This window comes from Citrobacter sp. wls710 (assembly GCF_005281115.1).
GTDB lineage: Bacteria > Pseudomonadota > Gammaproteobacteria > Enterobacterales > Enterobacteriaceae > Citrobacter > Citrobacter werkmanii.
The window spans coordinates 52,318-65,460 of sequence record NZ_SZXD01000026.1; the positions used below are offsets into that span (position 1 = coordinate 52,318).

Genomic DNA, 13,143 nt, shown 5'->3' on the forward strand with positions numbered 1-13,143 from the left:
GAACCCAATGACCAGGAAAACCACACCAGAACAAAACGCCATCATCGAATGGCGGGGCAATCATCTTGTGGTCAACGCATTTGCCGGCACCGGTAAAACCACTACGCTGGTGCAATTCGCTCAGGCGAACCCGGACAGCAAAATGCTGTACCTTGCCTACAACAGAGCCATCCGCGACGAAGCCGAACAAAAGTTTCCCTTCAACGTTGAATGCAAAACCTCCCACCAACTGGCCTGGTCGCATTTCGGCCGACATTTCAGGCACCGGCTGACGGCAAATCTGCGTATTACCGATGTGGCCCGGAAACTGAATACCCGGCACTGGCCGCTGGCGCGTCTGGCGCTGACGGGGCTAAATACATTTCTCTGTAGTGCAGAGCCGGAACCCGGCATTATCCATCTGCCAGCAGAGGACGAACGTCATGGCCTCTCTGCAGATAAAATTCTGGGGACCGTACAGGTTCTCTGGTATGAGGTGAGTCGTACCGAATCTGATTTCCCGATCACGCATGATGTTTATCTGAAGCTTTTTCAGCTGTCCGGCCCCGGTCTCGCCAGTAAGTGGGACACCATTCTTTTTGACGAAGCCCAGGATGCCAATCCGGTCACCAGTGCCTTTGTCCTGAGTCAGCCCTGTCGGATTGTGCTGGTTGGCGATCGCTACCAGCAGATTTATCGCTTTCGTGGCGCAGATAATGCGCTCAGTTCTCCCCGGTTAGAACAGGCCGACCGGCTGTGGCTGACAACCAGTTTCCGGTTTGGCCCTGCGGTCGCAGAAATGGCGAACGTGCTGCTGGCCATGTCCGGAGAGGAGATGATAGTCACCGGCAGTGGTGAAGACGATGAAGTGGTTATGCATCTACCTGCTGAGATTCCTCATTACTCCGTTCTCAGCCGGACGGTATCCGGTGTCATTGGTGCCGCGCTCTCTGCCAGTCTACAGGAGAAAAAAGTCTTCTGGGTGGGGGGCATTGAAGGTTACAAGACGGAGGAACTGGAAGATCTTTACTGGTTCTCTGCCGATATGCCTGAACGGATGCAGTCCCCCCGTCTCCGTCAGGATTACCGGGACTTTGAGGAATATTGCTCCATTGCGAAGGCGACACAGGATGTGGAGATGAATCAGGCCATCCGGTTGCTTGATGAGTATTTTCCGCTGCCGCAAAAGTTGGCCATTATGCGCCGGCAGGTTGTGACGTATGAAAAAGATGCGCATGTCACCGTTTCCACAGCGCACCGCAGTAAGGGACTGGAGTGGGACGTTGTCGTACTGAATGAGGATTTTTGTGATATCACCGATCCGCTGCTCTCTGCCGAAGAGCGACAGGGCGAAACAAATCTGCTGTATGTGGCCGTGACCCGCGCCCGTAAGACCCTGGTGTTGAATGAGTTGATGCAGTGTCTGAAGGCTGGTGAAGGGCAGAAAGATGGCGTACAACCTGCAACGGATGATGTTGAGAACGATGGGGAGACGCGGTTATCCCATGCTGAATAAAATCAAAACGTTATTATCGCGTACGCCAGCTGTCACAGAGCCCTCCGGCAAACACCCTGTTTCGGCGCCGATGGGGTATTTCTCTCCGGTTAAGGCTGAAGAACTGACCATCAGCGCATTACGCCAGGATGCCCTGCAGAAAATCCGGGAAAATAACGCGCTATCGGGCGAAGTATATCAGCGACTTTATCTGGCTCCTGTGCACCTCCTGCTTGAACGGACCCAGAACGTGCCGGCGGTACATGATGGCCGGTGGGCATATGCAGGGGGATTCGGTGATTTAAGCCTGCGTTTTACCGCTTATGCCGTCAGGCTTGCCCGGGGGTATATGTTTCCGCCAGGCGCGGCACCGGAAGAACAGGCCGCGCAGGGTGTTATCTGGCAGGCCGTTATTTTCTGGGCTGCGTTGTGTTATCACCTGCCGTTACTGGCCAGTATTGAAGGCGAAACCACCGGCGGCGTTAACTGGCAACCTGGCATATCTGTGCCTGATACACCTTATCGCTTCCGGTTTCGTCATTCTTCTCCGAACGCGCATGATGCTTCTGCTCTGGCGGCGCTGGCCGCCGGTCAACTGATGCCCGCAGAAGCGATAAACTGGCTTTCAGGTAACCCCGGGGCGCTGCTAAGTCTTGCCTGTGCATTCCGCAATGGTTCTCCAGATATGCCTCTTATCAGGGCGTTGCTCGACCAGGCCGCAGAGAAGGTTGACTCACCGGTGCTCCGGAAGGAGACAGGTGGATCTTCTGTGGTAATTGCGCCGCCAGATTCGGTAACGTCACAGAAGGGGACGTTAGTCGTTCAGACGGACGATAACTTATCCTCTTCCGCAGTAGAGTTGGTAGCTTCGGAGCTGATGACGTCACTCAACGATACCGGTGGCGGGGACTGTCAGCCACAGCTGAACGGAGTGAGTAGAGTTGATCCGCCGGAAGAGCAGGCTAACGGCAACCCGGGCCAGGGGGATGCTGACATGCTGCTCAGTCTTTTTTCCGCAGTATCGGATGCTGAGGTCACGGATGACGCCGATGTTAATACGCCAGCCACTATAGTGCCGGATGAAACCGTGGTGCCCGTAGGGAATGACGTTCCTGATGAGTCTGCTGAGACGGAAGAAGTCTCCCGGCGTAACGATATCGATGCCGATTGTTTGTTACCTGGCACACAGGAAGAGCAGGGCCTTCCGGTTAATGTCGGTGTCGATGCCCGACGGTCGGGTGAGGTGTTTCTCGCCTGGCTGTCTGACGGCGTGGCATCCGGCAGGATCACCGTCAACCAGCATGATTCACGGGTGCATTCCGTTGCCGGCTTTATTTACATTCTGGTGCCGGATATTTTCTTTCTTTTTCTGAAAGATACCGGAAGTGACAGCCACAGGGAGGAGATTCAGACCTCGTTTGAGAAACTCCAGCTCCACCGTGTTCGCAGAGGGGAACGTTTTATCCGGGCGAAACTGTACTGCTCAGAAAATAAACAGGGGCGGTTCAGCAGGGTTAATGGTTATCTTATCAAGGCTGTCCGCCTGAAAGGGGTGAGACCTCCGGAGGACAGCAAACTCCTTTTCTTTCCATAGGGATGATACACACAGGGATCTCTACAGGGATCTGTTTTGGTTTTTTGGGAGAAGAATAAGATGCGTAATGAAATAACCTGGGATGGACTGCTTGAAGAATACTTTTTTGCTCACCGGCTGAGACCCGCTACCGAATGGAGCTACAACAAGGTTGTCAGAGGGTTCAGGCGTTATTCTGGTGATACCCTGCCAGCGCAAATTACGCACCGCCAGGTGCTGGAGTGGCGGCGTTATCTGCTTCAGGAGAAACAACAATCGGCTCAGACATGGAACAACAAAATTGCACATCTGCGGGCGCTGTATAATTACGGGATGGAACATGAAATCCTTCCCCCGGGGAAAAATCCGTTCAATAAAAGCAATGTTCAGCGGGATACCAGGAAGAAAAAAACGCTGACACGATCGCAGCTGATTCGTGTTTATCTTGTCATGCAGCAATTTGAAGAGGCTGAACGGGCAGGGCGCGGTATCAGGGGCGGACGTAATGCGCTCTGGCCGGCGTGGTACTGGCTAACTGTTCTGGATGCATTCAGATATACGGGAATGCGGTTAAATCAGCTGCTGCATATCCGCTTGGGTGACATAAATCTCAGCGAGGGATATCTGGATCTCTGTCTGGAGGGCAGTAAGACACACCGCGAATGGCGGGTTCCCATTGTCAGTGCGCTGAAGCCCCGGCTGCATCACCTGATAGAAAAATCAACGGAACTGGGGGCGGGAAATGGAGATTATGTATTTGATGTGAACAGAATTTACCTTAACCGTCATGTGGCATGGGATGCCGCTAAGGTTCATCAGAAGATCAGATCATTTTTCCGGCGCCTGTCGAAAGAGTGTGGTTTTACCGTGTCGCCACATCGTTTTCGCCATACGCTGGCAACGGAACTGATGAAATCACCGGAACGAAATCTTCAGCTGGTAAAGGACCTTTTGGGGCACCGGAGCGTCAGTACAACCATGGAATATGTGGAGCTGAAGATGGATATTGTCGGGAAAACACTCGAAGCTGAGCTGTCACTTCACACAGATGTTACAGGCGAAAGAAATTTACACCTGTTGACACAAGCGTAGTTGACTGGGATGATTAACGGTGATCGAGAAAGGGGAACCTGCGCCACAGGTTCCCCATCTTGAGGGACAAGTTCTGGATATATCAACCAGTGCAAACGCTCTTGAAAACACCGGAGGACATTCCGTATGACCGGACCCTGCATTTTCCGCACGTTAAGGATCTCATCTCTTAACCAGCGTGCTTTGATGCAAATAAGTGGTGCCCGGACTCGGAATCGAACCAAGGACACGGGGATTTTCAATCCCCTGCTCTACCGACTGAGCTATCCGGGCAACGAGGCGCATTAAACCTGATTCGCTTCGCTTCGTCAACGAAATTTCTTCAAATCAATGCAGACTGCACAATCTATCATCACATTGCTGCTATTGCACGCATTCTCAGGCAAAAAACGCCGTCCACGCGGCGGAAAGCGGCATTGCCAGCAGAAGGGCAGGAAGCATATTCACAACCGCAAACATTTTGATTCCACAAATACGTAAACCGGTTGCCAACAACAGCAGTCCACCTACGGCGCTGAAATCGGCCATCATAGCTGGCGTCGTCAGGGGTAAAATCAGTGCCGCACAGGTGGCAAGCGTTAACTGAATTGCCAGCATCGGCACGCAAATGGCAGATACCGCAATCCCCAGCGAACAGGCGAAGATGATGGCCGTGAAGAAATCAAGAAACGACTTCGCGATTAAAATATTTGGATCGCCGGTCATGCCTTCATGTATCGCCCCGAAGATCCCAGTACCACTGGCGCAAAATAGCACGATGATGGCCACATAGCTCTGGATGAAGGATTCGTGCGTGGTGTTGGCATCCGACCGGGTGAAAAGCTGCTGCGCTTTGGCAACCGCGGTATTGATCCCTTTTTCCAGATAACAGAACTCGCCAATTAATGCACCAACCAGCGTTGCCAGAACCATTACCGGCAGGTTGGCGCATTTGATAACCAGCAAGATACCAATTCCCAAAGAGCACAGCCCGAATATGGAGGTCATCGAGACCCGAATGCGCTCCGGTAAATGCTGGCTGAGTAGTGCGCCGAGAACGCCGCCAAATAAAATGGCGCCGCTATTAATAAACGGTCCGATTACCACGTTTGCTCCTGCATACCCATTATCATCTTGATACTAAAGACAATTGGCTGGGTGAAATTATGTTTCAGATTGCATTATTATGCCGCTAATTTCAGACAAAATGTTTGTTTATCTGTGAGGTTTTAGCTCTGGATTTTATCTTGCGCCTGTAAGTGAAAGGTGCCATGATTGCGCGAATTTTCTCCTGTCTGAATGGGGCTGCCTGGGATGAAATTACTCCCCCTACATCGCCTTCAATATCGCCTTTTTGCGCGACGCTTGTCCCTTCCTGCAACATATCTTACCACTCCCACCATGCGGTGAAGGCAGCGCACGCTCACTGCAGGATAACAGTAAGATCAGAGGCTATCTGCTTTTACTGATGTCTGGCGGTCGGGGCTGGTAACCAGTTTGACCTGTCATTTCGTGGGCAAAGCAATGCAGCTTTGCCGGGACTTTTGATTTTCCCGAAACGGGTTATTGCGCTTATGAAATCAATGAAAATTGCCGCCAGTGGTGAACTGGTCTCTCGTCTGTCCAGTCATCGTCAGGTGGTCTCGCTGGACAGTACCGATTTTACTGACGTTGCGGCAGTCGTCATTACCGTTGCGGACAGCCGCAGCGGGATCCTTGCTTTGCTTAAACGCACAGGTTTTCATTTACCCGTGTTTCTGTTCGCGGAGTCTAATGTGGATGTGCCAGCGGGCGTAAATGCGGTCATTCGCGGTCAGGCTCAGGAGTGGCTGGAGCTGGAATCTGCCGCCTGTCAGTATGAAGAAGATTTGCTGCCGCCGTTCTACGACACACTGACCCAGTATGTCGAAATGGGGAACAGCACGTTTGCCTGCCCGGGGCACCAACACGGTGAATTTTTTAAGAAGCATCCTGCGGGGCGGCATTTCTACGAATTCTTTGGTGAGAATCTGTTTCGTGCGGACATGTGCAACGCTGACGTTAAGCTTGGCGATCTGCTGATTCATGAAGGGTCAGCGAAACATGCGCAGAAATTTGCCGCTAAAGTTTTCCACGCGGATAAAACCTACTTTGTACTGAACGGGACCTCTGCGGCCAATAAAGTGGTGACCAATGCGCTGCTGACGCGTGGGGATCTGGTGCTTTTTGACCGTAACAACCATAAGTCGAACCACCACGGCGCGCTGATCCAGGCGGGCGCCACGCCGGTTTATCTGGAAGCGGCGCGTAATCCGTTTGGCTTTATCGGCGGCATTGATGAGCACTGCTTTGATGAGCAGTACCTGCGTCAGCAGATCCGTGAAGTTGCGCCACAAAAGGCTGACCAGCCGCGTCCGTTCCGTCTGGCGATCATTCAGCTCGGCACTTATGACGGGACGATCTACAACGCCCGGCAGGTGATCGACAAGATCGGTCACCTGTGCGATTACATCCTGTTTGATTCCGCATGGGTTGGATACGAGCAATTTATCCCGATGATGGCCGATGGCTCACCACTGCTGTTGGAGCTTAATGCTAACGATCCGGGGATCTTTGTCACTCAGTCAGTACACAAACAACAGGCCGGGTTCTCGCAAACCTCGCAGATCCACAAAAAGGATAACCACATTCGCGGCCAGGCGCGGTTCTGTCCGCATAAGCGGCTGAACAACGCTTTTATGCTGCATGCTTCCACCAGTCCGTTTTACCCGCTGTTTGCGGCGCTGGATGTTAACGCCAAAATTCATGAAGGCGAGAGCGGTCGTCGGCTATGGGCGGAATGCGTGGCGTTGGGAATCGAGGCCCGCAAAGCGATTATTGCCCGCTGTAAGATGATTCAGCCGTTTATTCCCCCGGTGGTTGATGGCAAACCATGGGAAACCTATCCGACGGCGGTGATTGCCAGCGAGCGTCGCTTCTTTAGCTTTGAGCCTGGCGCAAAATGGCATGGTTTTTCCGGTTACGCGCGCGACCAGTATTTTGTCGATCCCTGCAAGCTGTTGTTAACCACTCCGGGCATTGATGCGCAAACCGGGCAATATACTGAGTTTGGTATTCCGGCGACGATTCTGGCGCATTACCTGCGTGAAAACGGCATTGTGCCGGAGAAATGCGACCTCAACTCGATTCTGTTCCTGCTGACCCCGGCTGAAAGCGCAGAGAAAATGGCGCAACTGGTGGCGATGCTGGCGCAGTTTGAGCAACACATTGAGAACGACACGCCGCTGGCTGAAGTGCTGCCCACTATCTTCAACAAGTATCCGGTGCGCTACCGGGATTACACGCTGCGTGAACTGTGTCAGGAGATGCACTCACTGTACGTCAGCTTTGATGTGAAAGATCTGCAAAAAGCGATGTTCCGTCAGGAGAGTCTGCCTGCCGTGGCGATGAATCCGCAGGATGCGAACAGCGCTTTTATTCGTGGTGATGTTGAACTGGTGCGTATTTGTGATGCCGCTGGCCGCATTGCGGCGGAAGGTGCGCTGCCTTATCCTCCGGGCGTGCTGTGCGTGGTACCGGGTGAAGTCTGGGGCGGGGCGGTGCAACAATACTTCCTGGCGTTGGAAGAGGGGGTAAACCTGCTGCCTGGTTTCTCGCCGGAGCTGCAAGGCGTTTACAGTGAGACGGATGCAGACGGCATTAAGCGTCTGTATGGATATGTTCTGAAGTAAAAGCCGGATGGCACTAAACGCTTATCCGGCTTACGAACTGGTCAAAAAGAAGGTCACCTGATGGTGACCTTCTTTCATCAATAAAGATTAGTGTGCGATGGTCTGCGTGCCTGCCGGAACGCGCACGTGTTTGTATTTAAACAGCGCAACGAAGGCAAAAGCCAGAACCAGCGAGTAACCTGCGAAGATCAGCCACACGGTCTGCCAGTCGGTAATACCGTTCAGGGTGTAGTGTTCAACCACTTTGCCGCTCACCAGACCGCCCAGAATACAACCGAAGCCGTTGGTCATCATCAGGAACATACCCTGTGCGCTGGCACGAATTTCAGGGCGAACCTCTTTCTCCACGAACACGGAGCCAGAGATGTTGAAGAAGTCGAAGGCGCAGCCGTAAACAATCATCGACAGAACCAGCAGTACGGTACCGAACGGCGTAGGATCGCCGTAGGCAAACAGGCCGAAGCGCAGCATCCACGCGACGATACTGATCAGCATCACGTTCTTAATACCGTAACGGCTTAAGAAGAACGGGATGGTCAGGATAAACAGCGTCTCGGAAATCTGTGAAATCGACATCATCACCGATGCGTGTTCAACGATAAAGCTACCAGAGAACAGCGGGTTGTTATCGAAGCTGTGCAGGAAGGTATTACCGAACATATTGGTAATTTGCAGCTCCGCGCCCAGCATCATAGAGAAGATGAAGAAAATCGCCATACGCTTGTTTTTAAACAGCGCAAAGGCATCCAGACCCAGCATAGACGACCAGCTCTGGTTTTTCTGCTGATTGGCGACCGGAATATGCGGCAGCGTCAGGGTGAACAGTACCAATATCAGGGACAATGTCGCACCGATATACAACTGCATATGGCTCAGTTCAAAGCCGGAGAAGCTTACTGCCCACATCGCCAGAATAAAGCCGATGGTGCCCCAGATACGGATTGGCGGGAAGTCAGTTACGATATCCATTCCGGCTGATTGCAGGCGATAGTAGGAGATGGTGTTGATTAACCCCAGCGTTGGCATATAGGCCAGAGAGTTAAGCAAGATCACAAAGAACATGGCGCCTGGCGTGGTGACTTCGGCTGCGGCGAACAGCGTCCCTGCGCCGACCAGATGGCAAAGGGCGTAAACCCACTTCGCACTGATCCATTTGTCGGCCACGATCCCTAACAGCGTCGGCATAAACACGGCGGCGATCCCCAGCGAGCTATACACCGCGCCAATGGATGCACCATCGAATTTAAGGGTGACAAACATATAGGAGCCGAGAGTAGTCAGCCAACTACCCCATAAGCAGAACTGCAGAAACGAGAGAACTTTCAGCTGCAGCTTAAGATTCATGTTAATTTCCTCACACCGTAATGCGGATGAATGTTTTAAAAGGCACATTTGCCGTGGCTATATGATGTGATTCTATCAATGAGCAGCACTCTTTTTTTGTTACCTGTGACAAATATTTGCAAACAATTTCTAATTGCAAGGCAAAAGAGTGATGTGGTTAACACTTTTGGCTCTTCTGGCCCCCGTTTTAGGGGGCAGAAGAGGGATACATTAGCGACGTCGATATGATTTTTGTGCGGAATTGACCTTGTAAAGGTATCGGCGTGATTCAGCTGATGGGTGTCGGGTGGTCAGAGTTTGATAAACGTCTCCCGGGGACATGCTGTTAATGATATTCGCGGCCTGAATTTTATCATTCGAGAACACGCGCAGCACGCTGCCAGCACCGCCGTTATACGCGGTGATCACCGCATAGCGACGCGAGGTTGGATTATCAATGCCGCCCAAATAGACATTGTTGAGCATGGCCAGATAAGCCGTGCCGGTATCAATGTTGCTGGCCGGGTCAAACAGGAAACTGCGGCTAGGTGTGCCTGAGCGCCCTTGCGAGCGGAACACATCTTTACCGGCACTGTGCTGTACCACCTGCATCAGTCCCAGCGCATCGGCATGGCTGACCGCATACGGGTTAAACGAGGATTCGGTTTGCATGATGGCCAGAATCAGCGACTCGTCGACGCCATACTTACGCGATGCCTGACGCACCATGCCGATGTATTTATGTGCGCGCTTATCAAGGTGGTTTGGTACCAGATTGATCGTTACGCTATAAATGATACGCAGACCATTGCTGCGGCTTTTAAGTCGCGTTTGCAGCAGGTAGTTGGCAAAGTTGGTTGCACGTCCCTCCCAACGAATTGGCTGGCCGGTATTATCGACCACCTGTCCGTACAGGAACGGCTCTTTGGAAATCTTAATGTCGTCGACATCAGAATAGAGATCGATAGAACCCGGATCATCGCCCATCAGCAACGTCTTGATAATTGCCCGACGCAGATGCCCGGCAGGATCTGTCCCGGCAATGGTCTCGACGGTTATCGTACCGTCATCAAAGTTGATGTGGCTGCGGGTTTGGTACTGATCGGTATACTTTACGTAGTCCTTCGGACCCGCAATCAGCACTTCCTTAAATCCCCACAGGTTCTCAATGTTATGGGCAAATTGCCCCATCAGAATGTCAAAACCGTTGGTATCCTTGACCCAGGCTTCGTTATAGGAATCGCCTTTTTTGGTCGAGCTGGAACAGGAGATGAGCAACGGCGCAATAACGGCAAGCGCGAGAAATTTTTTCATCATTCCGGGAGTGCGTGTTGTGTTTGTTATTTGCAAGGACCAGATTAAATCGTCGGCCGGATCAGCGCAGCGCTATCCGGCAACGGTTTTTATGACTCTGGCGTATAGCCTTCAATATGCACATCCTTACCTTCAAACAGGAAGTTAATCATCTCCTGTTCCAGTAACTTACGGTGTTCGACGTTCATCATATTGAGTTTTTTCTCGTTAATCAGCATGGTCTGTTTATGCTGCCATTGCGCCCATGCTTCTTTAGAAATCTCGTTATAAATGCGTTTTCCCAGATCGCCCGGGTACAGCTGAAAATCCTGGCCTTCTGCTTCGCGTTGCAGGAAAGTGCAAAAAATCGTTCTGCTCATAAAAAATCCTCTCTATCGACCGCTACGTTAAACCTGTGTACCGGCATGTAATTGCTGTAACAAACGCTCCACGGGAGCCGCCAGTCCAACAGATGGCGGTTGCGCTAAGTTATACCAGAGCGCATTGCCTTCATCCATGCATGAACTGAATGAAGACACGGGAAGCCACATAGGCACAATATCTAAGTGGAAATGGCTAAAGGTATGGCGAAACGCATTAAGTTGGGTCAGATTATCTGCGTTAATTTGTCGTTGCGCCAGCCAGTTGCGCAGTCCATCTTCGTCGTCAAACTGCGGAAAACAGTATAAACCACCCCATAAGCCGCTGGGCGGTCGCTGCGCGAGCAGCACTTCGTCATCATGCTGTAGCAGTAAAAAATAGGCCGTACGTTCCGGTAACGTCTGTTTGGGTTTTTTACCAGGATACAGCGCCCAGCTTGCATTGGCGGCCGCTACACAGCCATTCTCTAGCGGACATAGCGAACATTTAGGCTTTGAACGTGTACAAACCATAGCGCCTAAATCCATCATCGCCTGGTTAAACCGCTCAACGCCGTGGGCAGGCGTAACCTGCTCGCTCAGCTCCCACAGTCTTTTTTCGACCTCTTTTTTCCCCGGCCAGCCGCTTACAGCATAACAGCGAGCCAGCACGCGTTTGACGTTACCGTCGAGAATCGGAAAATGCTGACCCAGAGAGAGTGAAAGGATCGCGCCTGCGGTTGAGCGTCCAACGCCTGGCAGGGCGGCTACCTCATCAAAGGTTTGCGGAAAAGTACCGCCATGCAGCGACACAACCTGCTGCGCGGCTTTATGCAAATTACGCGCACGGGCGTAATAGCCCAGCCCGGTCCATAAATGCAGGACTTCATCCAGCGGCGCATGGGCCAAATCCGTTACCGTCGGAAAGTGTGCCATAAAGCGCTCAAAATAGGGGATAACGGTGGCAACCTGAGTTTGTTGCAGCATCACCTCAGAGAGCCATACTTTGTAAGGCGTCTTGTCAATTTGCCAGGGCAGCGTTTTCCGCCCGTATTTGTCGTACCAGCTCAAAACCTGAGCTGAAAATTGAGAGGCTTGCATGATTACCGTTTCATTATTGCCGGGGGCAAGATTGCAGCACAGCGGCAACGGGGTGTAAACCGGAACTTTCCGCTGCTCACTTTCTTCCTTTACTTGCATCCGGCAACTAACTTTGGATAATGCCCGTTTTCAGAACTCAAACACAGCAGACTAAACTTTTATGAAGAACGACGTCATTTCACCGGAATTTGATGAAAACGGCCGCCCTCTGCGCCGGATTCGTAGTTTTGTTCGTCGCCAGGGGCGACTGACGAAAGGGCAGGAACACGCGCTGGAAAACTACTGGCCGGTGATGGGCGTTGAGTTCAGCGAAGAGCCTGTGGATTTCGCTGCACTGTTTGGTCGCGATGCGCCAGTCACGCTGGAAATCGGTTTCGGTATGGGAGCGTCTTTGGTAGCAATGGCGAAAGCGCGTCCAGAACAAAATTTCCTCGGCATTGAGGTACACTCGCCGGGCGTTGGTGCGTGTCTGGCTTCCGCCCATGAAGAGGGCGTCGAGAACCTGCGCGTCATGTGCCATGATGCCGTTGAAGTCCTGCATAAAATGATTCCTGACAATTCTTTATCTATGGTTCAGCTGTTTTTCCCTGACCCATGGCATAAAGCACGTCATAATAAACGCCGTATCGTTCAGGTACCGTTTGCTGAGCATATCTTAAGTAAGCTGAAGCTGGGCGGTGTGTTCCATATGGCAACCGACTGGGAAGCGTATGCGGAGCACATGCTGGAAGTGATGTCCTCTATCGACGGGTATAAAAACCAGTCAGAGAGTAACGATTATGTACCGCGCCCACAATCGCGCCCGGTAACCAAATTTGAACAACGTGGTCATCGTCTTGGCCACGGCGTATGGGACTTAATGTTCGAGAGGGTGAAATAATGGCAAAGAACCGTAGCCGTCGTCTGCGTAAAAAAATGCACATCGACGAATTCCAGGAAATAGGATTTTCGGTTGCATGGCGTTTCCCGGAAGGTACATCTGGAGAGCAGGTCGATAAAATCGTTGATGACTTTATCAATGAGGTTATCGAACCGAACAAACTGGCCTTTGACGGCAGCGGCTATCTGGCCTGGGAAGGTCTGATCTGTCTGCAGGAAATCGGCACATGCACCGAAGAACATCAGGCAATCGTCCGTAAGTGGCTGGAAGAGCATAAACTTGAAGAAGTGCGCACCAGCGAACTTTTCGATATTTGGTGGGACTAAGTAGCACAGGGTCGGCAAATGCCGGCCCGATTT

11 protein-coding genes and 1 tRNA gene are annotated in these 13,143 nt (G+C 52.0%); 6 read left to right on the top strand and 6 right to left on the bottom strand.

Going from position 1 to position 13,143, the window contains the following annotated elements; all coding sequences use genetic code 11:
- The first annotated feature begins 7 nt into the window (after nt 1-7).
- The 3 genes from FDX14_RS09350 to FDX14_RS09360 are packed head-to-tail and all read left to right on the top strand — an operon-like array spanning nt 8 to nt 4,139.
- A complete protein-coding gene (locus FDX14_RS09350) occupies nt 8-1,495 on the top strand; it encodes a UvrD-helicase domain-containing protein (protein WP_212734834.1) in 1,488 nt (495 codons plus the stop codon).
- Nucleotides 1,428-3,068, top strand: coding sequence for a TraI domain-containing protein (locus FDX14_RS09355; protein ID WP_252182523.1), 1,641 nt, complete (start codon nt 1,428-1,430; stop codon nt 3,066-3,068). Before FDX14_RS09350 ends, FDX14_RS09355 begins: the two co-directional genes overlap by 68 nt.
- Before the next feature lie 60 nt (nt 3,069-3,128).
- Nucleotides 3,129-4,139, top strand: a complete 1,011-nt coding sequence (locus FDX14_RS09360; protein ID WP_137349411.1) for a tyrosine-type recombinase/integrase — start codon at nt 3,129-3,131, stop codon at nt 4,137-4,139.
- 197 nt (nt 4,140-4,336) lie between these two features.
- Here FDX14_RS09360 and FDX14_RS09365 read toward each other — a convergent pair.
- Both FDX14_RS09365 and FDX14_RS09370 read right to left on the bottom strand, forming a co-directional pair.
- A tRNA-Phe gene (locus FDX14_RS09365) sits at nt 4,337-4,412 on the bottom strand.
- A gap of 105 nt (nt 4,413-4,517) precedes the next feature.
- Nucleotides 4,518-5,225, bottom strand: coding sequence for a DUF554 domain-containing protein (locus FDX14_RS09370; protein WP_042310961.1), 708 nt, complete (start codon nt 5,223-5,225; stop codon nt 4,518-4,520).
- A gap of 467 nt (nt 5,226-5,692) precedes the next feature.
- On the opposite strand from FDX14_RS09370, the gene FDX14_RS09380 reads away from it, so the two are divergent.
- Nucleotides 5,693-7,828: an ornithine decarboxylase gene (locus FDX14_RS09380; RefSeq protein WP_137349412.1), complete on the top strand. Its 2,136-nt coding sequence runs from the start codon at nt 5,693-5,695 to the stop codon at nt 7,826-7,828.
- A gap of 87 nt (nt 7,829-7,915) precedes the next feature.
- Here FDX14_RS09380 and FDX14_RS09385 read toward each other — a convergent pair whose 3' ends face one another.
- The 4 genes from FDX14_RS09385 to mutY all read right to left on the bottom strand — a co-directional run bounded on the left by FDX14_RS09385 (nt 7,916) and on the right by mutY (nt 11,904).
- Complete coding sequence (locus FDX14_RS09385; protein ID WP_137349413.1) at nt 7,916-9,172, bottom strand: nucleoside permease; 1,257 nt, start codon at nt 9,170-9,172, stop codon at nt 7,916-7,918.
- A 210-nt stretch (nt 9,173-9,382) separates the two neighbouring features.
- Nucleotides 9,383-10,468: a membrane-bound lytic murein transglycosylase MltC gene (mltC, locus tag FDX14_RS09390; protein WP_094301040.1), complete on the bottom strand. Its 1,086-nt coding sequence runs from the start codon at nt 10,466-10,468 to the stop codon at nt 9,383-9,385.
- Nucleotides 10,469-10,554: 86 nt separating this feature from the next.
- On the bottom strand, nt 10,555-10,824 hold the full coding sequence (locus FDX14_RS09395; protein ID WP_003027126.1) for an oxidative damage protection protein: 270 nt from the start codon (nt 10,822-10,824) through the stop codon (nt 10,555-10,557).
- 27 nt (nt 10,825-10,851) lie between these two features.
- Nucleotides 10,852-11,904, bottom strand: coding sequence for an A/G-specific adenine glycosylase (gene mutY / locus FDX14_RS09400; RefSeq protein ID WP_042311165.1), 1,053 nt, complete (start codon nt 11,902-11,904; stop codon nt 10,852-10,854).
- Nucleotides 11,905-12,064: 160 nt separating this feature from the next.
- Here mutY and trmB point away from each other — a divergent pair, with 160 nt between their 5' ends.
- A complete protein-coding gene (trmB, locus tag FDX14_RS09405) occupies nt 12,065-12,784 on the top strand; it encodes a tRNA (guanosine(46)-N7)-methyltransferase TrmB (protein ID WP_038633629.1) in 720 nt (239 codons plus the stop codon).
- Nucleotides 12,784-13,110, top strand: coding sequence for a YggL family protein (locus tag FDX14_RS09410; protein ID WP_137349414.1), 327 nt, complete (start codon nt 12,784-12,786; stop codon nt 13,108-13,110). The genes trmB and FDX14_RS09410 overlap by 1 nt, the downstream gene beginning before the upstream one ends.
- Nucleotides 13,111-13,143: the final 33 nt, after the last annotated feature.